The organism is Aromatoleum diolicum (assembly GCF_012910955.1).
GTDB classification, from domain to species: Bacteria; Pseudomonadota; Gammaproteobacteria; order Burkholderiales; family Rhodocyclaceae; genus Aromatoleum; species Aromatoleum diolicum.
Genome location: NZ_WTVQ01000013.1, coordinates 1 through 19,518 on the forward strand (window position 1 = coordinate 1; position 19,518 = coordinate 19,518).

At 64.8% G+C, this 19,518-nt stretch carries 15 protein-coding genes; 5 read left to right on the forward strand and 10 right to left on the reverse strand.

All coding sequences use genetic code 11. The annotated features are described in order from the left end of the window. Positions 1-165: 165 nt before the first annotated feature. From GPA25_RS09440 to hsdR, 4 genes are all read left to right on the forward strand, one after another. Positions 166-1,620 (forward strand): class I SAM-dependent DNA methyltransferase, encoded by a 1,455-nt coding sequence (locus GPA25_RS09440; RefSeq protein WP_169260129.1) that lies wholly within the window; start codon positions 166-168, stop codon positions 1,618-1,620. 86 nt (positions 1,621-1,706) lie between these two features. Continuing rightward, positions 1,707-2,915, forward strand: coding sequence for a restriction endonuclease subunit S (locus GPA25_RS09445; protein WP_246265550.1), 1,209 nt, complete (start codon positions 1,707-1,709; stop codon positions 2,913-2,915). A 23-nt stretch (positions 2,916-2,938) separates the two neighbouring features. After that, positions 2,939-3,940: a virulence RhuM family protein/type II toxin-antitoxin system death-on-curing family toxin gene (locus GPA25_RS09450; protein WP_169260131.1), complete on the forward strand. Its 1,002-nt coding sequence runs from the start codon at positions 2,939-2,941 to the stop codon at positions 3,938-3,940. Position 3,941: 1 nt separating this feature from the next. After that, positions 3,942-6,281 carry an EcoAI/FtnUII family type I restriction enzme subunit R gene (gene hsdR / locus GPA25_RS09455; RefSeq protein ID WP_169260132.1) on the forward strand — a complete coding sequence of 780 codons (2,340 nt, stop codon included), beginning with the start codon at positions 3,942-3,944 and terminating at the stop codon, positions 6,279-6,281. Between the two features lie 108 nt (positions 6,282-6,389). Here the strand turns inward: hsdR and GPA25_RS09460 are convergent, their stop codons facing one another. The 7 genes from GPA25_RS09460 to GPA25_RS09490 form a co-directional block, all read right to left on the reverse strand. Next, the gene (locus tag GPA25_RS09460; protein ID WP_246265535.1) at positions 6,390-8,444 is read right to left on the reverse strand and encodes a M1 family metallopeptidase; all 2,055 of its coding nucleotides are present in this window, start codon (positions 8,442-8,444) and stop codon (positions 6,390-6,392) included. 35 nt (positions 8,445-8,479) lie between these two features. Continuing rightward, on the reverse strand, positions 8,480-9,700 hold the full coding sequence (locus GPA25_RS09465; RefSeq protein ID WP_169260134.1) for a ChaN family lipoprotein: 1,221 nt from the start codon (positions 9,698-9,700) through the stop codon (positions 8,480-8,482). A 196-nt stretch (positions 9,701-9,896) separates the two neighbouring features. After that, positions 9,897-10,328, reverse strand: coding sequence for a DUF29 domain-containing protein (locus GPA25_RS09470; protein ID WP_169260135.1), 432 nt, complete (start codon positions 10,326-10,328; stop codon positions 9,897-9,899). A 405-nt stretch (positions 10,329-10,733) separates the two neighbouring features. Beyond that, positions 10,734-11,378, reverse strand: coding sequence for a DUF938 domain-containing protein (locus tag GPA25_RS09475; RefSeq protein WP_246265536.1), 645 nt, complete (start codon positions 11,376-11,378; stop codon positions 10,734-10,736). Further along, positions 11,375-12,535: a GNAT family N-acetyltransferase gene (locus GPA25_RS09480; RefSeq protein WP_169260136.1), complete on the reverse strand. Its 1,161-nt coding sequence runs from the start codon at positions 12,533-12,535 to the stop codon at positions 11,375-11,377. The genes GPA25_RS09475 and GPA25_RS09480 overlap by 4 nt, the downstream gene beginning before the upstream one ends. A gap of 123 nt (positions 12,536-12,658) precedes the next feature. Continuing rightward, positions 12,659-13,120 (reverse strand): (2Fe-2S)-binding protein, encoded by a 462-nt coding sequence (locus tag GPA25_RS09485; protein WP_169260137.1) that lies wholly within the window; start codon positions 13,118-13,120, stop codon positions 12,659-12,661. Beyond that, on the reverse strand, positions 13,095-15,275 hold the full coding sequence (locus GPA25_RS09490) for a xanthine dehydrogenase family protein molybdopterin-binding subunit (protein WP_246265539.1): 2,181 nt from the start codon (positions 15,273-15,275) through the stop codon (positions 13,095-13,097). The genes GPA25_RS09485 and GPA25_RS09490 overlap by 26 nt, the downstream gene beginning before the upstream one ends. A 492-nt stretch (positions 15,276-15,767) precedes the next feature. On the opposite strand from GPA25_RS09490, the gene GPA25_RS09495 reads away from it, so the two are divergent. Further along, positions 15,768-16,211, forward strand: a complete 444-nt coding sequence (locus GPA25_RS09495; protein WP_169260139.1) for a PaaI family thioesterase — start codon at positions 15,768-15,770, stop codon at positions 16,209-16,211. Positions 16,212-16,348: 137 nt separating this feature from the next. Here the strand turns inward: GPA25_RS09495 and GPA25_RS09500 are convergent, their stop codons facing one another. The 3 genes from GPA25_RS09500 to cysK are packed head-to-tail and all read right to left on the reverse strand — an operon-like array spanning position 16,349 to position 19,434. Further along, the gene (locus GPA25_RS09500; protein ID WP_169260140.1) at positions 16,349-16,963 is read right to left on the reverse strand and encodes a carboxymuconolactone decarboxylase family protein; all 615 of its coding nucleotides are present in this window, start codon (positions 16,961-16,963) and stop codon (positions 16,349-16,351) included. Positions 16,964-16,975: 12 nt separating this feature from the next. Next, the gene (locus tag GPA25_RS09505; protein ID WP_169260141.1) at positions 16,976-17,923 is read right to left on the reverse strand and encodes an isopenicillin N synthase family dioxygenase; all 948 of its coding nucleotides are present in this window, start codon (positions 17,921-17,923) and stop codon (positions 16,976-16,978) included. A gap of 17 nt (positions 17,924-17,940) precedes the next feature. Further along, a complete protein-coding gene (gene cysK / locus GPA25_RS09510) occupies positions 17,941-19,434 on the reverse strand; it encodes a cysteine synthase A (RefSeq protein WP_169260142.1) in 1,494 nt (497 codons plus the stop codon). Positions 19,435-19,518 lie beyond the last annotated feature (84 nt).

Below are 19,518 nucleotides of genomic sequence, written 5' to 3' on the forward strand. Positions count from 1 at the left end.
CCGCCTGGCCGAAAAGCCGGAGCAGGTCGTGGTCGTGGGGGGCGGCTACCCAAAGCGTGGCGGCGTCGCAGTAGTGCCTGAAGCTTTGCAATACCGGGTAAATTAGCGCCCTTGGCCCATTCTCGGCCGACTCCCGGCCGATCCGCACGGAATCGCGAAGCACCCATGTTCGAACAAGCTTTCAAGAATATCGACGACGCCCTCTGGAAAGAGAGCGGTTGCACCACCGAACTCGACTACACCGAGCAAACCTCCTGGCTGCTGTTCCTCAAGTATCTGGACGGGCTGGAACAGGACAAGGCCGCCGAAGCCATGCTCGAAGGCAAGGCTTACCGCTACATCCTCGACACCCCCTACCGCTGGGAAGCCTGGGCCGCGCCCAAGGACGAACACGGCAAGCTCGACCACAACAAGGCGCTCACCGGCGACGACCTCGTCGACTTCGTCGATCGCAAACTCTTCCCCTACCTGCATGGCTTCAAGCAGCGTGCCAGCGGCCCGAACACCATCGAATACAAGATCGGCGAGATCTTCGGCGAGATCAAGAACAAGATCCGCAGCGGCTACACCCTGCGCGACATCATCGACCACATCGACGAGCTGCGCTTCCGCTCGCAGAGCGAGAAGCACGAGCTGTCGATGCTGTACGAAGAGAAGATCAAGCGCATGGGCAACGCCGGGCGCAACGGCGGCGAGTACTACACCCCGCGCCCGCTGATCCGCGCCATGGTGCAGGTGGTGCAGCCCAGAATCGGGGAACGCATCTACGACGGCGCCTGCGGCTCGGCCGGCTTCCTCTGTGAAGCCTACGATTACCTCGCCGCCAGCAAGAGGCTCGGCACCGCCGACCTCAAGACCCTGCAAGTGCGCACGTTCTACGGCAAGGAGAAGAAAAGCCTCGCCTACGTGATCGCGATCATGAACCTGATCCTGCACGGCATCGAAACGCCCAACATCATCCACACCAACACGCTCGCCGAAAACCTCGCCGACATCCAGGACAAGGACCGCATGGACGTGGTCCTCGCCAATCCGCCCTTCGGCGGCAAGGAGCGCGCCGAGGTCCAGCAGAACTTCCCCATCCGCACCGGCGAAACCGCCTTCCTGTTCCTGCAGCACTTCATCAAGATGCTCAAGGCCGGCGGCCGCGCCGGCATCGTCATCAAGAACACCTTCCTGTCGAATTCCGACAACGCCTCGGTGTCCCTGCGCAAGCTGCTGCTGGAGTCCTGCAACCTGCACACCATCCTCGACTGCCCCGGCGGCACCTTCCAGGGCGCGGGCGTAAAGACCGTGGTGCTGCTCTTCGAGAAAGGCGCGCCGACGCGGAAGGTTTGGTACTACCAACTCGATCCCGGCCGCAGCCTGGGCAAGACCAACCCGCTCAACGACGCGGATCTGGCCGAGTTCGTGGAACTGCAGAAGACCTTTGCGGATTCGCCGAAGAGTTGGAGCGTGGAGGCCGCGCAGATCGATACGGCGAGCTATGACCTGTCGGTGAAGAATCCCGATGGTGGCGAGGCGGTGACGCATCGCAGTCCGCAGGAGATCATGGACGAGATCGCCGCGCTGGATGCCGAGAGCGCGGAGGTGCTGGCGCAGATCAGGGCGCTGCTATGAGATCGGCAGAGCTGCGAATAACCGAGACAGGTGGGCGCGACGCGACCACTCGGCATATACCACCGAAGCTTGCACTCGCCGTGGGCATGCCACGCACACCGGCACCCGTCGGTTGGCGTTGGACTCGGCTGACAGAAATCGCCCGGCTTGAATCAGGGCACACGCCGAGCCGGAAACATCCTGAATATTGGGGTGGCCAAGTACCTTGGATCGGGATTCAGGATGCAAGAAGAAACAATGGAAAACGGATTCAGGAAACACACGAGACGACCAACGACATTGGAATTGCGAACTCGTCCGCTCGAGTGCTGCCTGCGAATACGGTCTGCCTGACTCGCACTGCGTCAGTAGGCTATGTCTTGGTGATGGGGCGTCCGATGGCAACCAGTCAGGACTTCTTGAACTGGGTTTGTTCCAGCGAGCTTGATCCTGATTTCCTGAAATACTTGTTCATTGCAGAGGGAAAAGAGATTCTCAGGTTTGCCAGTGGTTCGGTGCACCAGACCATCTACTTTCCCGAGGCCAAGGCTTTTCATATCAGTCATCCGCTGCTCCCCGAACAGCAGCGCATCGTCGCCATCCTCGACGAAGCCTTTGACGGCATCGCCGCCGCCCGCGCCAACGCCGAACAGAACCTCCGGAACGCCCGCGCGCTGTTCGAAAGCCACCTGCAGGCTGTGTTCAGCCAGCGGGGCGAGGGGTGGGAGGAGAGGCGTTTGGGTGATGTGGTTTCGCGCCTCACAAATGGCTACGTCGGACCAACGCGGAACATCTACCAGGATTCAGGAATCCCCTATCTTCTCGCTCGCCATGTTAAGAACAACCGGCTATTTTTCGACGGAAAGACATTCATTACCAATGAATTCAATCAAAAAAACAAGAAATCGATATTGAAATTCAATGATGTGCTTTTGGTTCAAAGCGGACACATCGGCCACTCGGCAGTAGTCACTAAAGAACATGATGGGCATAACTGCCACGCAATGATTGTGATTACCTCTGCGGAAGGTGCTTTTATTGGTCCTTATCTTTCGTTGTTCTTCAGTTCATCTGGAATGCAACAGAAGTTTCAGGAAATCAGGTCAGGCTCAACGGTCCCGCACCTGACCTGCGGAGAGGTAAAGGAGCTTCTGGTCCCTCTGCCTGATCTGGCTACTCAACAACGCGTTGTGGATCGCTCACAGGAGTTAGGAACCGAAACCCAACGCCTTGAATCCCTCTACCAGCGCAAGCTCGACGCGCTGGATGAACTGAAGAAATCCCTGCTGCATCAGGCCTTCGCCGGTCAGTTATGATATTGACTTGAACGGAGGCAGTCATGGGCACGACCAGCGATCAAGATATCCTGATCTATCAGGCAGAGGATGGCACTGCGATGCTGGACGTGCGCCTGCAGGGGGAGACCCTGTGGCTGTCCCAGGAGCAGATGGCGACGCTGTTCGATGTGCAGAAAGCCGCCGTCTCCAAGCACCTGAAGAACATCTACGTGAGCGGCGAGCTGGATCGTCCGGCAACCGTTTCCAAAATGGAAACTGTTCAACAGGAAGGCCGGCGTTCGGTGGTGCGCCAGATCGAGCACTTCAACCTCGATGCGGTGATTTCTGTGGGCTACCGGGTGAATTCCGCGCGGGCGACCCGTTTCCGCCAATGGGCCACCCGCACCCTGCGCGAGCACCTGACCCAGGGCTACACCCTCAACCGCCAGCGCCTCGAAGCCAACGCCCGCGAACTCGAAGCCGCCCTGCAACTGGTCAAGAAAGCCGCGCAAAGCCCCGAGCTGCTGGCCGACACCGGGCGCGGGCTGGTGGATATCGTCACCCGCTACGCGCAGACCTTTCTGCTGCTGCAGCGCTACGACGAGGGGCTGCTGACCGAGCCGCCGGAGCAGCGCGGCGGCGTGCTGCCGACGCTCGTGGAGGCTCACGCGGCGCTGGCCCGGCTCAAGGCCGACCTGATCGCGCGCGGCGAGGCCACGGATCTCTTCGCCCGCGAGCGTGGCGATGCCTTCGATGCCTTGCTCGGCAATCTCGACCAGACGGTGTTCGGCGAACCGGCCTATCCGAGTGTGGAGGCGAAGGCCGCGCACCTGCTGTACTTCGTCATCAAGAACCACCCGTTCTCCGACGGCAACAAACGCAGCGGCGCCTTCCTGTTCGTCGATTTCCTCAACCGTAACGGCCGCCTGCTCGATGCGGCGGGCCAGCCGGTGATCAACGACATCGGACTGGCGGCGCTGGCGCTGCTGGTGGCGGAATCCGACCCGAGCCACAAGGAAACCATGATCCGCCTCGTCATGAACATGCTGGCTGCCGGGAAGTGAGATGAACGAAGCCGAAACCCGCGCCGAACACATCGACCCCGCGCTGGCCGCGGCGGGCTGGGGCGTGGTCGACGGCAGCCGCATCCGGCGCGAATACCCGATCACGCTGGGTCGGCTGGAAGGCGCGGGCAAGCGCGGCAAGGCGCTGACGGCGGACTACGTGCTGGAGTATCGCAACACCAAGCTGGCGGTGGTGGAGGCCAAGGCCTGGGACAAGCCGCTGACCGAAGGCGTCGGTCAGGCCAAGGACTATGCCGGCAAGCTCGCGCTCCGCTTCACCTACGCGACGAACGGGCAGGGCATCTACGGCATCGACATGCACACCGGGGAGGAGGGCGAGCATCCGGCCTTCCCGACGCCGGAAGCCCTGTGGCAGGCCACCTTCGCCACCGAGAACGCGTGGCGCGACCGCTTCGCCGCCGTGCCCTTCGAGGACAAGGGCGGTCATTTTCAGGGGCGCTACTACCAGGACCTCGCTATCGAGCGCGCACTGGCCGCGCTGGCCGAGGGGCGCGACCGCATCCTGCTGACGCTGGCCACCGGCACCGGCAAGACCTTCATCGCCTTCCAGATCGCGTGGAAGCTGTTCAAGAGCCGCTGGAACCTGAGCGACTGGAAGCGCGAGGGCGAACCCACGCGGCGCCCGCGCATCCTGTTCCTGGCCGACCGCAACATCCTTGCCGATCAGGCCTACAACGCCTTTTCGGCCTTCCCCGAAGACGCGCTGGTGCGCATCGCGCCGGACGACATCCGCAAGAGGGGCAAGGTGCCGAAGAATGGCAGCATCTTCTTCACGATCTTCCAGACCTTCATGAGCGGGCCGCCATTGAACGCCAATGAGGATGGCCACCCGTCGCCATACTTCGGCGAGTATCCGCCGGATTTCTTCGATTTCATCATCATCGACGAGTGCCACCGCGGCGGCGCGAACGACGAGAGCAACTGGCGCGGCATCCTCGAATACTTCGCCCCCGCCGTGCAGCTGGGGCTGACCGCGACCCCGAAGCGCCAGGACAACGCCGACACTTACGCTTACTTCGGCGAGCCGGTGTTCATCTACTCGCTCAAGGACGGTATCAACGACGGCTTCCTGACGCCCTTCCGCGTGAAGCAGATCGCCACCACGTTGGATGACTACGTCTACACGTCCGACGACACGCTGGTGGAAGGCGAGATCGAGGCCGGCAAACGGTACGAGGAAGCGGACTTCAACCGCATCATCGAGATCAGGGAGCGCGAGAAGAAACGGGTCGATATCTTCATGGCCGACATCGACCAGAAGGAAAAGACCATCGTCTTCTGCGCCACCCAATTGCACGCGCTGGCGGTGCGCGACCTGATCAACCAGGCCAAGACAAGCAAGGACCCGAACTACTGCCAGCGCGTCACCGCCGAGGACGGCGTGCTGGGCGAGCAATGGCTGCGCGACTTTCAGGACAACGAAAAGAGCATCCCGACCGTCCTGACGACCTCGCAGAAGCTGTCGACCGGCGTGGATGCCCGCAATGTGCGCAATATCGTGCTGATGCGGCCGGTGAATTCGATGATCGAATTCAAGCAGATCATCGGGCGCGGCACGCGGCTCTACGACGGCAAGGACTACTTCACGATCTACGATTTCGTGAAGGCGCATCACCATTTCAGTGACCCGGAGTGGGACGGCGAGCCGATTGCGCCCGAGCCGCGCGAGCCACGCGCGACGCCGGAACCGAAAGTGCCGCCCGAAGTGCGCGAACCTGCGAGCGAATACGCGCCGCGACAGAAGGTGAAGGTGAAACTCGCCGACGGCAAAGAGCGCCAGATCCAGCACATGAGCGCCACCAGCTTCTGGCACCCGGACGGTACGCCGATGTCCGCGGCGCAGTTCATGGAAGCGCTGTTCGGCAAGTTACCGGAGTTCTTCGGGGACGAGGACGAACTGCGCGCCCTGTGGAGCGAGCCGGGGACGCGCAAGAAACTGCTGGAAGGCCTCGCCGAAAAAGGCTTCGGCCGGGATCAGCTGGCGGAGATGCAGTCGATCATCGACGCCGAGAAGAGTGATCTCTTCGACGTGCTGGCCCACGTTGCCTACGCCGAAGTCCCGCTCACCCGCGAGGAGCGCGCCGAACGCGCGCGAGCGGTTATCGGCGTCGAGTTCAACAGCAAGCAACAGGTGTTTCTGAGTTTCGTGCTTTCACACTACGTGAGCGTCGGCGTCGAGGAGCTGGACGAGGACAAGCTCGGCCCCCTGCTCAAGCTCAGGTACAACAACGCGATCGCCGACGCGTTCGCGGATCTGGGCTCGCCGGATGTGGTTCGCAAGGCGTTCGTCGGCTTCCAGCGTTACCTGTATCAGGGGTAGGCTACCAACCCGTCGCCGATCAGCGGCAATGAAGACGACGATACCAAGACGGGTCCGCCCCGAGCAGTTTCAAGACTCTGGAATCGGCAAGTTACGCCCAGCGAACTTTCAAGAGTCCGCCATAGTTACGGGCCGGTGCTGAATTTCCTCTGCGCCGCGCACCGGGATGAGCCGGGCGGGAGCAGGCCATACGCCGCGCTCGACAAGCCGCGCGTCCTCGAACACCAGCCAGCTCTGCGCGCCGTAATGAGGCAGAGGGCGCAGCAGCGCCCGCAGCGATTCTGCGTCCCGCGCCGAAACCACCGCCACCGGCGCGCCCGCCGGGACCGGGACGGTCCACACCTGGGCGCTGCCGCGACCGGCGAGACGCTCGGGCCGGGGCGGCAGGCCGGCACGCTCCAGCGCGGCATCCACGTCCGCGTGCAGACCCGCCAGCAGCACCGGCGCGCTTCCCTGGGTCATCTCGGCCAGCGCGATGGCTTGCGGCTTAAGCTCGAAGAAGCGCTGGGCCAGCGCGGCGGCCGCTTCGCGCACATCCGGGGCAGCGGAGGCCTGCGCCAGACTCGGAGCGCGGGCGATGATCCACTGCCGCAGGATGGGCGGCAACTGCTCCTGCCCGAGCACGCGCCAGACCTGCAGCTCGGGGTCCAGGCGCACGCCTGTGGGCATCGCCCCCACATCCATCGTCACCGCCTGGCGCTCCCCCTCGACGTCGATCCAGCGCATCTCCGCCCGGTCAGGGAAGACAAGCTGCACCGGAAGGTGCAGGGCATAGGCCGGGGCGTTCTGCTCCACCGTGAGCGTCAGTCGCGCGCCCTCCGCCGTGCGGCGGGCACCGGCTCCCGCGATCCTGACCGCGGGGCCACCAGCACGGTCGCCCCACTGTTCGAAGAAGGCATTCAGAGACCGACCCGAGGCGCGTTCGAAGGCCGTCCGGAGGTCTCTCCAGGAGGCGGTGCGGAACTTCTGCGCCTGCCAGAACGCGCGGATGCCGCTCCGGAAGGCATCCTCGCCGATGGCGTCGCGAAGCATCACGAACAGCATCGCCGCCTTGCCGTAACCGACCGCCGCCGCAGCGCCGTGGGTGCGGGAGCGGAAATCGGCCAGCGACTGCTGATCACCGGCGGGCACGGCGGCAAAATCGCGCAGCCATCCCAGCCGCATCGCGCGCGCCGCCTCGGCGGACTCGGATTCCTTGTAGGCGTAGTCCGCCATGAAGGTGGTCAGCCCCTCCGCCCAGTTGCCGTGAGCATAATCGACGTAGACGCCGTTCCCCCACCAGTTGTGTAGCACCTCGTGCCCGAGCGAGGTGGCGCGGATGAACGGCAGCTTCAGCACGTCGGCGCCGAGGTAGGTCAGCGTTGGCATGCCGAAGCCGGTCGGCAGCGGGCTCGCCACCACCGAGAACTCGGTGAACGGATAGCTCCCGATCTCCTCGCCATAGCGCTCGAGGTAGCGCTGGCTGTCGTCCAGGTAGCCATCGGCAAGGCCGGGGATGGCGTCCAGATCCCGGAAGAAGTAGGTGCGCAGGCGCACCGGTTCCGCTGACGCCCGCGGCATCATCCGCTCGCGGACGACCCAGGGGCCCGCCATCAGGTCGATGCCCTCGGCGGGCTGCGCGAACTCGATGCGTGCCCGGTAAGGGCCCGACCCGTCGGCAGAAATTTCCTCGGACTGCTGCCGTCCGGGCACCAGCGCCCGCTGGTCCCCCGGCACGGTCACTGTCACCCGGTATGTGAACAGCGCTGCCGGCCGCGGATACCAGGCGCCTCCGGACGGCAGGAAGCTCCCTTCCGGCGAGGCCACTGGCGACAGGCCTTGCAGCACGTCGCGATGATCGAGCGTGGGGTCCAGGGCGGGCAGGGTACCGGTATATTCGAGATGCAGCCTGTCCGCAGCCGGAGGCAGCGCCACCTGCCAGGCGCGAATCAGACCGCGGCGTCCCGCCGGGCGGACCGCCAGTGGCTTGCCGTCGGCTGTGGCGGCGGTCACTTCCAGGGCTTCGTGCAGCTCAAAACGGAAATCGCGGGAGGCTGGGACGATGTCCGCGCGCACCGCGAGGCGGCGAGTGCCGGGGTCGAGTTCGATAGCGAGTTCCAGCGTCGGCGACGCCGCCCGCGCCGCGGACGGGAAAAGGACCAGGATAGGGGCCAGGACAGCCATGAGGGCTAATGCCACCCCCGCGAGGGAACGCGCCTTCATGGCGCGGGGGGAAATTTGACGACGAGATCGAGCGTCTCGTCGCCCCGCTTCACGCGCACCGGCAGCCAGGTGCCCGTCGGCTGCCCGCGCACCGATGCGATCGCAGACCGCGCCTGCTTCACCGCGTGGCCTGCTACCTCCACCAGGCGGTCGCCGTTCTTCAGACCCGTCTTGTCGGCCAGACTGCCGACGGTTACTTCGGCGATGCGCACGCCGCCGTCCTCATCTTCCAGGCGCACGCCAAGCCGCGGCGGCTCCGGCTTGGCCATCGCGTGCGTCGGCAGCGCGAACACGGCGTCCGCCAGGCCGGTGCGAACTTCCGCGCAGTTGACGCTCGCCGGCAGGGGCAGCAGGGTGCCGATGCGGGTGATGCCGAGGTCGCGCAACTGGTGCGGCACGCCATAGCCGAAGCGGATATGGCCGCTGCCCATGATGCCGACCACCAGGGGTTTGTCCGCCGCCGGGCCCGGGGTCAGGTATCGCGTCAGGGCCTCTGCCATGGCTCGGTCCCAGGTGGTCTGCGACTCGACGAAATAGCGGAACGCGGCATCGCTCCGCGCTACCTCCGTGCCCTCCTTGCCTTTCCAGACACCGTGTTCGCGATACACCTGGAACAAAAGATCGCGATAGGCCTCGGCTGGTGCCGCGGGGCGGCCCACGCCTTCCCGCTCCGCCGGCGGGATCGCGTCCCAGCCCTTCTCCGCGATGGCATGGTTGAGCTTTCCGTCGACATTCAGCGCCACCATGCGGATGCGGTTGATGCGGGCGAATTCGAACAGCGGCAGATACAACTCCGCCGGCATGCTCCATATCTTGTCCCACTGGGACTGCTGCAGAAACTCCTTGACCGTGAGTTCGCCCGCTACCCAGCGGTCCAGTGCCGGCTGCACACGGCGCGGGAACATCTCGAAACCCATGACCATGTTCGGCCGTTGCGCATGGAGCGCGGCCAGCACCTGCACCTGCCAGCGGTGGTGGTCGTCGTCGTCGTGGTGCTCCCCCAGCAGGACCACGTCGCGCTTCGCCATCTCCGCCAGCAGGGCCATGGCGCCGGTGACGCGCGGCCGCTCGCCGTCAAGGCTGTTCCAGGCGGCGGGCGTGAGACAGGCGGGGGCGGCGGTCGCGGCGTGGACTTCCTGGGCGACGGCCACGCCGTCGAAACCGGACATCGCGAGGGCGATGGCGGTAGTGAACAGGCGCGCGAAGTTCGAGTTCATCGCTTTCCGGGAGAGTTGCGGGCCTAACTCCGATTGCATTGCGGGCGCCGAGTTCCGGAGCAGGGGGCACCGCGTTGCCTTCCTTGCTCAGAGCAGCCTGCCGTCGCCCCTCGGCCGCGCCAGGAACGGAATATAACGCGCGGCCACGGCAGAAGGCCTGGGCGGCGATACGGGCAGCATCTGCATTGCCGTCAGCCTAGTTCGGCAACCACTCGTCCGCGAGCACCTCATCGGCCAGTGACCAGGGACATGTGGCCGGAAGTCCGTCGAGGCCGGTCTCTGTGACGACCTCGGTGACCGCGCTGCTCCACACCACGTCAAGCCAGCGTGGTTCCTGCAGTTTCCCGGCCAGGCTCGGCGATTCGTTCAGCAGGTGCCGAATCTCTCTCCGCTGGGCGTGGATCGTGGCATGCCAAACCGCAGATCGGCGCTCAGGCTGATATTGTCCCGCAAGGAGTTGCGCAAGCATGCCCGACATGCAGGTCGCCAGCGTACGTAACTCGCTGCGGCCCACGGCCTCGAGCTCTTCGGCGATGTGCTCGGTGTCCAACTGTGTGAACCTCCGCTCTCGCAGCAACTGAGCCTGCTCGGCCGCCCAGGCCGCGCGGTCTTGATCGTAGGCAGGCATGATGGGTCTCCATAGATTTGCCGCACACAAAACAAGTTCGACGTCGCTCGGCCGCGAAATTCGAGAGTTCTGACCATCCGCATCTTTGCCGCCTGAGCCCTGCCATGGCGGCCGTCGGGGCGCCCTGAAGCAGGCAGTCTTGCAAGATCGCAGGGCAGGCTCCCTCCATTGGGCCGCGCCGGCATCGTTAAATTCAGATTTCTCTTGAATCCCTTCGTTCAAATTCCAGCGGGCCCTTATCGTGATGGGCAAGGATCGCTACGCAATGCGCTCGCCGGTGCTGCTCGAATCGCTGCAGGTCTGGCGCGGGGGCGCCAGTGCCCCGGGTTCGACATTCAATCGATTGCGACCTGGGCTGGTCGACTCAAAACGCGGCCCGTGACGCACACGATCGGCGAATCTCCTTCATGCCGGTGAAGCAAATCGCCACGTAATGCAGCGGTTGTTGGCGGGCATTTCGGCGTCTTCGAGCTTCGTCATCCCCGCCCCATGCGCCAAGGCATCGACCGCCTCGAAGTCGCGGATGCCGCGTTGCGGGTTCTCGCTTTTCAGCGACGCATCGAACTGCGCGTTACTTTCACTACTGAAGCGGCCGTGGTAGTTGAAGGGACCGTAGCAGCAGAGCAGCGCGCCGGGGGTCATGAGGCCGGGCAGCACGGCGAACAGGCGTTCCACCTCGGGCCAACTCATGATATGCAAAGTGTTGGCGCTGAAGATCGCGTCGAAACGTGTGCTCAGGTCGGGGGGCGCATTGACGTCCAGCGCAATCGGCGCGGGCGTGTTGGGCAGTCCGGCTTCGTCGAGCCACAGACGAATTCCGGGCAGGTACTGTGGCCGATCCGACGTTTGCCAGGTCAGATGCGGGAGCGCGGCAGCGAAGTGGATCGCGTGCTGGCCGGTTCCGCTACCGATCTCGAGCACGTGGCGACGGTCGGCAAAGTGCAGCCGCAGCACCGCGAGGATCGGATCGCGGTTGCGGTCGGTCGCTGGCGCATGCGGCTTTTCCATCGCCGGGTGGGCTGTCGATGCAAGGGACGTGTGCACGGTCATGCGAGGCTGGCTACCGATTTGCGAAACGGGAGGTGGGTCGTTGCATCGTCGCGATAGGCGGCGACTCCGGATTGCTGGCGCTCGAGGTGCGGGGCGATGATCCGGCGCATTCCCGGATCGGGAATCCAGTGTGCGGAGCGAACGATCTGCGGCGTGAAGCCGCGGGCGATCTTGTGCTCGCCGCCGGCGCCCGGCTCGAAGCGCGTCAGGCCTTCGCGCAGGCAGTAGTCGATGCCCTGATAGAAACAGAGTTCGAAGTGCAGGCTGTCGACCTGCCTCCGCGCGCCCCAGTAGCGTCCGAACAAGGTGTCGTTGCTGCGAAAACACAGCGACAGCGCGACCGGTTCGACGCCGTCGCTGGCCGTAAAGACCACCATGCGATCACCCAGTGTTGTCGCGAGTTCGGCGAAACACTCGGGGCTGAAAGCCGCATAATTGCCGAAGCGGTCGAAGGTCGACTTGTAGATCGCATGCAGGGCCGGCCATTCGTCCGCACCGATGTCGCCACCATGCCGGACGGTGATGCGCAAGCCGGATTCGACCGCGCGCCGCCGTTCTGCGCGCACCTTGCGGCGCTTTTCCGCCGAGAATGACTGCAGGAAACCATCGAAGTCGCCGAAATCCGCATCGTTCCAATGGAACTGCACGTCGTGGCTGACGAGCAGGCCGGCGGCTTCGAGCGTTTCGATGTCGGCAGGGGATGCCAGCGCGGCATGCCAGCTCGAGAAGCCGTTGTCGGTGACGACCTGCCGGGCCGCATCGACCAGCGCCTGTCGGACCTGATCGCCGTTCGTGCACCGTTTCGAAATCAGCAACCGTGATCCCGCGACCGGCGTATAGGGAAGGCCCGATACCAGGCGCGGGTAATAACGGTGGCCGAAGCGCTCCCAGACCGACTTCCAGTTCCAGTCGTAGATGAAGTCGCCGTGGGAATGCGTTTTCAGGTAAAGCGGCAACAGCCCGACGACGGACTGAGCCTGCGTCGCGACCAGGTGCAAGGGCTGCCAGCCGGCCGCCGGAATGGCGACACCGCTCTCCTCGAGGATGCGCAGGAAGTCGCCGTTCAAGAACGGGTGGCCGGGCTCGCCAATCTCGTTCCAGGTGTCTTGCGAAATCTCGGCAGCACTGCTGGCGATGCGGACTTTCAGATCTCTCATGAGCGAACGCGAGTGGCAGTTGGTCGGCGGTCCCATTGGACAGCGGCCCCATCAATCGTTCCGATTCCTTTGAAGGATGGGCTCGGCTGCCCGAAGTTCGCGCTCAAGCCGGGGCCGCTTGTCCTACACGATATTCGCAGCAGCCTGGTGGATGGCGGCGCGAATCCGCGGGTACGTGCCGCAGCGGCACAGGTTGCAATCCATCGCTGCATCGATTTCCGCATCCGTCGGTCGCGGCGATTTTTTCAGCAGTGCGCAGGCACTCATCAACTGACCGCTCTGGCAGTACCCGCACTGCACGACATCGACCGCCGTAAAGGCTTTGCGCAGCGCATCGGCTTCGCGCCCGGCCACACCCTCGATGGTGGTGATGGCGTGCTGCCCGGCGATCGCATCCGCGAGCGTCGTGGTACAGGCGCGAACTGCAAGTCCGTCGAGGTGGATGGTGCAGGCGCCGCAAATCCCGACGCCGCAGCCGTACTTGGTCCCGGTGAGTTTCAGTTCGGCGCGCAGCACCCACAACAGGGGCGTGTCCGCATCCGCCGCGACGTCGAAAGTCTTACCGTTGATCAGGAGTCTGGGCATGGCAACTCCACTCCGGGGCGGGTTTGAAGCTGAGCGGCAGTGATCGCAAGCGCTCTCCGGTCAGCGCAAACAAGGCGTTGGCCAATGCCGGCGCGACCGGCGGTGTGCCTGCCTCGCCAACGCCTGCGGGAGGTTCGCTGCTGGGCATGATGTCGGTTTCGATCAGCGGGCACTCACTGATGCGCAGGATGTGCTGGTCGCCAAAAGTACTCTGCTTCACTCTCCCGTTCTCAATCGCGATTTCCCCATGGAGCGCGGCACTGAGGCCAAAGACGATCCCGCTTTCCATCTGCTGCCGGATCAGGTTGGGATTGATCGCAAAGCCGCAGTCGATGACGCACACCACGCGATGCACCCGGATCTGCCGATCCGCATCGACCGACGCTTCGATCACCTGCGCGACGATGCTGCCGAAGCTCTCGTGCACGGCGACGCCTCGGGCCCTTCTTGGCTCGGGGGGCGCGGAAGCGAGGGGCGTTCGCCAGTCCGCGAGCGCCGCCGCGCGCTCCAGCACCGCACGATGCCGCGGATGGCGTTTCAGCAAGGACAGACGGAAGTCCACCGGATCCTGGCCGATCGTTGCGGCCGCTTCATCGAGAAAGGATTCCGTGAAAAAGGCGTGGTGCGAGTGCCCGACGGAACGCCAGAAGCCGATCGGCACCGGCAGATCGACCTTTGCGTAAGCAACGCGCACGTTCGGCCATTCGTAGGGCAGATCGAAAGCCCCCTCGGATGTCGTCTTGTCCCGGAACGGCCACGGCAGGCCATAGGTGCGCTCGAGCACCTGCGGAATGATCGACTGCCCGGCCGAAGCATTCCACCACGCCACCAGCCTGCCTTCGCTATCGAAACCGGCCTTGAAGCGCGACACACACGCCGGGCGGTAGAAGTCGTGCGTGGTGTCTTCCACGCGCGACCACATGGTGTGTACCGGAAGCCCGTCCGCCGCACGGGCAATCGCCGCCGCCTGGGCGATGTAATCCACCTCGAGACGGCGCCCGAGGCCGCAGCCGAGCAGCATCACCTGGATGTCGACCCGTTCGGGCCGAAGGCCCAGCACTTTGGCGACCGCGTGCCGCGCCATCGTCGGCACCTGCGTCGACACCCACACGCTAGCGGCGCCGTCCTTCACCTGGACGGTGCAGTTCATCGGCTCCATCGTCATGTGAGCGAGATACGGGGCGCGATACTCGGCCTCGATGCGTTTCGTGGCGCCCGCCAACGCGGTCTCGATGTCGCCGGTCTGGTAGTAGGCGCGGCCGTCATGGCTGTCCAGAGTCCGCGCCAGCTGTTGAAGCACGTCGGCGCTGTTGACGCCGGCCATCGCGCCCTCGTGCCAGGAGATCGGGACGGCATCCAAGGCCTTGGCGGCATGCCAGGGGCTGTCCGCGATGACGGCGATGCCGGCGGTGCCGCCATGGTAGCCATCGACGGCGAGCACCTTGCGTACGCCGGGAAGGCTGGTCGCACCCGCAGGATCGAAGCTCGCGACGGTGCCCCCAAGCACCGGGCACATGCGCACGCTCGCGTACAGCAGCCCGTCCGGCAAGGCGTCGATGCCGAACGCCGCACTTCCGTCGAGCTTGCCCGGACCGTCGATGCGCGGCAGCGGCTTGCCGATCAGCGTGAAGTCCTTGATGTCCTTGAGCGGCGGATGGTCCGGAAGCGGTTGGCGTGCTGCAGCCCCGGCCAGTTCGCCGAAACCTGCCGACCTTCCCGAAGAGTGGAGGACACGGCCGGACGAAGCGCGACACTGTGCGACCGGCACCCGCCATTGCTCAGCGGCAGCCGCAATCAGCATGGTGCGTGCGGCCGCGCCCGCTTCGCGCATCGGCAGCCACAGGTCCTTCATGCTGGAGGAACCGCCTGTCGCCATGATGCCGAACTCGCGCGCGACTTTCGCGGTCATCCAGTCCGCAACGCGTTTGACCGTGCCCGGGTCGTCCGGCCGAAAAGGCAGGCTTTCGACGACGGCGGTGATGTTGTTGTAGATCGCGTCGATCGGCGCCATCTCGGTGCGCACGGTCGACCAGTCCGCGTCCATCTCGTCGGCCAGCAGCATCGCCAGCGAGGTCATGACGCCCTGCCCCATCTCGCTCTTGGTCAGCATGACGATCACCGCCCCATCCGGGGCGATCTTGACCCAGCCGTTCATGGGCAACTCGCCGCGAGCGCTGGCGAGCGGTGAAGAGGGGATCATCCGCTGCCTGGGCGGCAAGACGGACCAGCCCACGACAAGGGAACCAACCACCCCGGCTGTTCCGAGAATGAACCGGCGTCTGCTGACCATGCGGCCATCTCCGTCTTGAGTGCGGGACGAATTGCGCTCGCTACGTTGCTTCGCTGCTGGGTCTCACTATTGATAGATCTCGCGCTACGGTGGGTCAACTCGGCTTACATGGCAGCCAGGCAATTGTGCGGGCTATCCACGAATCCCCTGCCGGCGCGCTTTTCCGTTTATAGCGCATGAAACCTGGGATCAGGTCTTTCAATGCAACATCCCCCCTCCCGGAATTTTCATCGCTTCGCGGCGCCCGTCATTGCGAGAACCTGCCCCCATGGTGCTGAAGCTTTGCGGATTGACTTCGGGTTCGTTGTGCCACAATTCCTGCCACAACCGCCAAATCTACAAAAACCCGGAGGCATTATGACCCGTCTTGCAAACCCCGATTTTGCCGAAGCCGTCTCCGCCAGTTTCGACAAGCAAACCGCAATGCATCTGATTCGAGCGACATTGCCGGTTGTCGAACACGGGCTTACCGAAATCCATGTCCCCCATTGGGACGGCATAGAGCAGCAGCATGGCTTCGTTCATGGCGGTGTGGTCGGAATGATTGCTGATTCTGCCGCCGGTTATGCAGCAATGACCATGGTGCCTGCCAGTGCTTCGGTGTTGACGGTCGAATACAAGATGAATCTTGTTGCTCCAGCGGATGGCGAGAAGCTGATTGCTCGGGGACAGGTTGTCCGACCAGGCAGAACGCTGATTGTGACCAAGGCTGAGGTTTTCGCTATTAAAGATGGTAAGGAATCTCTTTGCGCCCTCATGCAGCAGACCATCATGGTCATGCACGGAAAAACAGAGAAATAGGTCTTCCCGACGAACGCTGATCCGGATGACCCGGCCAAATGCGCTGAAATCGCCCCGCGCCGGTGCCGTCCCGCGTTGCGCGGTGCTCGTCGGCGATAAGGAAGTTCCGCATCCGACGGCAACCGGGGTGGCTTGCGTCACGCGAGCACGTTGAGTGTTTCCGGTGTCCGCCGATCGAGCGGCCTGCCGACCGTCAGCGCCTCCCGAAGCACGGCATCCATCGCGCCGAAAGGCGAATCGCCGAGTACGCCTAGCGCATCAAGCAGCTTGGTGAAGAAGGCTCGCCCGGCGGAGGTCGCGACGATGTCGAAGATCTCCGGATCGCTCATGCCGCAGGCGCGCAGTTCGTCGATGTCGCTCTGCGTGACGGTGGTCGCGTCCCGCGCCACCTTGCGCGAAAAATCCATCATGGCCCGCTCGGCAGGGCTCAAGCCGGGCGCATCGCCGCCCTCGGCCATCGCCTGCACTTCGGCCGGCGGGAAGAACTGGGTGAGCGCTTTGCCGTGGGCCAGAGCGCAGGCACTGTTGCGCAATTCGTGCGCGGCAGCGAAGGTGACGAGCTCGAAGCGCCGGGCGTCCATGGGGCGGCGGATCTCCGCCAGCAGGCGGCCCCAGCGCGCGAGCACTTCGGGTCGGTGGCTGAACACCTTGGCGTAGTTCGGCACGTACCCCCACGAGCCCTGCTGGCGCTCGTACATCGCACGCACTTCGTCCTGCGCGTCGTCCGGGGCAATGGTCTCGATGTAGGCCATGATGGCGTCTCCTTAGAGGGTGTAGTCGGCGAGCTGCACTTCCTCGCCCAGATCGGTGTAGTCGCCGGCCGCGCGCCGTGACCGAAACTCGCCCCAATTGATGGCGCGGTAGCGTGGGGGATGTGCGGCATCGACGGTGCTCTGCAGCGGCGCATAGTCGGTGGCGTACGCCGGGCAGTAGAAGAAGGGGGCGCTATAGCGCGGCCGGCTCGTGTTCGCGAGCACGCGGTGCAGGGCTGCGGGGTAACGGTCGTTCGACCAGACCTGCACCACGTCGCCGATATTCACCACGAGGGCGCCTGCGAGCGGCTCGACGAGGTACCAGCGCCCGTCGCGAAAGACTTCCAGCCCGGGTTGTTCGTCCTGCAGCAACAAGGTGAGGGCGCCGGAGTCGGTGTGGTGATTGACGCCCAGGTAGCCGTGTTCGGGCGTGTGCACGCCTTCGGGCCGCGCCGGCTCCGGGCACGGAGGGTAATAGTTCAGGCGCACGAAGCTCGTCTGCAAGGCGCCGAAGGCGGGACGGAGTTGCCCCGGTGCCATCCCCAGATTCACGCCGATCGCGTCGATGAGGCGTGCCGCCAGCGCGGCGCAGGCGGCGTAGTAGCGGCGCACGGCGAGTTCGAAACCGGGGAGTTCGGCAGGCCACTGGGGGCGTTGCCGGGCGCCGTCGGGCGGTCCGAAATCGAAGATCTGCTTCCAGTCGCGGGTGTTCTTGGTCAATTCGCGGTCGAAGAAGCCCCACGGGTTGTCGGCGCTGCGGGCGATGCGCTGCTTGTCCGCTGCGGGCAGGGCAAAGAGGCGATGCGCGGCGTCGAGCAGGTCGCGGAGCAGGCGCTCGTCGATGCCGTGGGCGGTGACCTGGAAGAAGCCCCATTCGCGGCAGGCGCAGTCGAGCGCGCGCAGGGTCGCGGGGTCGTCGAGCCGCGTCAGGTCGAGGACGGGTACATGCATGCCATTCATGTCGGCGCTCCTTCTTTTCAGGCCGTCTTGCGCGGCTGTAGCCACTTGGGGAACAGGCTGTAGGGGTCGATATCGACGTTCGCGTCGTAGCCGATCGCGTGTGCCGCGAGCCGCCGTTGCAGCGAACCGTCGCGCACGGCATCGAACAGTTCGGTGCATCCGCCGATGTGCTCGCCGCCCACGTAGATCTGCGGGATGGTCGGGCTGCCGGTGCGCTGCGCCAGCACGGCGCGGATCTTTCCACCCAGGTCGCCGCCCTGGTATTCGACCGAGTCGAGATCGACGCTTCGATAGGCGATCCCCATGCGCTTGAAGAGCTTGCGCACCGACCAACAGAACTCGCACCACTCCAGCGCGAAGAGGAGCACCGGCTCGTCCCGGACGAGCGCCGTGACCATCGCGTCTGCCGCGGGGTCGAGCGCGGGCGCGGGCCGCACCGGCCGGGGTATGGCCGGGCAGGCGGCCGGGCTGTCGAAGCGGTAACCCGGCGTCGAGCGCGAGAGTTCGATCTCCGCTTCGTCCATCTCCTCGCCGATGCCCTCGAACAGCGGGGTCGACAGGTAGCGTTCGCCGGTATCCGGCAGCATGCACACGATGTTGCTCCCGGCCGGCGCCCGCTGTGCGACCGCGAGGGCGGCGGCGAGGGTTGCGCCGCTCGACGTGCCGACGAAGATGCCTTCGCGCCGGGCGAGGGCGCGTGCGGTGCGGATGGCGTCGTCGCCCGCCACCGGGACGATCTCGTCCACGAGGCACTCGGCCACGGCCGATTCGGTCAGCCGTGACACGAAATCCGGGCTCCAGCCCTGCATCAAGTGCGGGCGGAACTTGGGATGGCTGCCCGACGGCGCGCCGTCGGCCGCGCGCGGCTGCGGGATGCCGCTCGCCAGGACGGGCGAGTTGTCCGGTTCTGCGACCACGATGCGCGTGGATGCGCCTGCGCCCTTCAAGCCGCGCGCCACCCCGAGCAGGGTGCCGCCCGTGCCGAATCCGGAGACGAAGTAGTCGAGCGATTCGTCGCGGAAATCGTCCAGCAGCTCGCGGGCCGTCGTGCGGGTATGGACTTCGGCATTGGCGTCGTTGTCGAACTGGCGGCAAAGGTAGTAGCCATGCGCCCTGGCCAGTTCCACGGCCTTGTTGAGCATGCCGGTGCCCTTCTCTGACGCCGGGGTCAGGACCACTTTCGCGCCCAGGAAGCGCAGCATCTTGCGCCGTTCGACGCTGAAGTTCTCCGCCATGACGATTACCAGCGGGTAGCCGCGCTGTGCGCACACCATCGCCAGGCCGATGCCGGTGTTGCCGCTGGTCGCCTCGATGACGGTTTGGCCGGGCTTGAGTTCGCCGCTGCGTTCCGCGTGCTCGATCACCGCCAGGGCCATGCGGTCCTTTACCGAGCCCATGGGGTTGAAGGACTCGACCTTGACGTACAGGTTGACGCCAGCCGGTGCCAGCTTCTGCAAGCGGACGAGCGGGGTGCGCCCGATCGTCTGCAGGATGTTGTCGTACTTTGCCATCGCTCTCTCCTCGCCATTCGGGGTCTTGCTGGAGGCCATGCTGGTGGGGCACCGATGGAGCGAGCGTTGAAACAAGCGTGGTTT

Coding starts and splice junctions, on each gene's coding strand:
- GPA25_RS09490 (WP_246265539.1), bottom strand. CDS start 15,275: ATGAACGGCTGGGTCAAGATCGCCCCGGATGGGGCGGTGATCGTCATG.
- GPA25_RS09495 (WP_169260139.1), top strand. CDS start 15,768: ATGACCCGTCTTGCAAACCCCGATTTTGCCGAAGCCGTCTCCGCCAGT.
- GPA25_RS09505 (WP_169260141.1), bottom strand. CDS start 17,923: ATGAATGGCATGCATGTACCCGTCCTCGACCTGACGCGGCTCGACGAC.
- GPA25_RS09470 (WP_169260135.1), bottom strand. CDS start 10,328: ATGCCTGCCTACGATCAAGACCGCGCGGCCTGGGCGGCCGAGCAGGCT.
- GPA25_RS09460 (WP_246265535.1), bottom strand. CDS start 8,444: ATGGCTGTCCTGGCCCCTATCCTGGTCCTTTTCCCGTCCGCGGCGCGG.
- GPA25_RS09465 (WP_169260134.1), bottom strand. CDS start 9,700: ATGAACTCGAACTTCGCGCGCCTGTTCACTACCGCCATCGCCCTCGCG.
- hsdR (WP_169260132.1), top strand. CDS start 3,942: ATGAACGAAGCCGAAACCCGCGCCGAACACATCGACCCCGCGCTGGCC.
- GPA25_RS09440 (WP_169260129.1), top strand. CDS start 166: ATGTTCGAACAAGCTTTCAAGAATATCGACGACGCCCTCTGGAAAGAG.
- GPA25_RS09480 (WP_169260136.1), bottom strand. CDS start 12,535: ATGAGAGATCTGAAAGTCCGCATCGCCAGCAGTGCTGCCGAGATTTCG.
- GPA25_RS09475 (WP_246265536.1), bottom strand. CDS start 11,378: ATGACCGTGCACACGTCCCTTGCATCGACAGCCCACCCGGCGATGGAA.
- cysK (WP_169260142.1), bottom strand. CDS start 19,434: ATGGCAAAGTACGACAACATCCTGCAGACGATCGGGCGCACCCCGCTC.
- GPA25_RS09485 (WP_169260137.1), bottom strand. CDS start 13,120: ATGCCCAGACTCCTGATCAACGGTAAGACTTTCGACGTCGCGGCGGAT.
- GPA25_RS09500 (WP_169260140.1), bottom strand. CDS start 16,963: ATGGCCTACATCGAGACCATTGCCCCGGACGACGCGCAGGACGAAGTG.
- GPA25_RS09445 (WP_246265550.1), top strand. CDS start 1,707: ATGCCACGCACACCGGCACCCGTCGGTTGGCGTTGGACTCGGCTGACA.
- GPA25_RS09450 (WP_169260131.1), top strand. CDS start 2,939: ATGGGCACGACCAGCGATCAAGATATCCTGATCTATCAGGCAGAGGAT.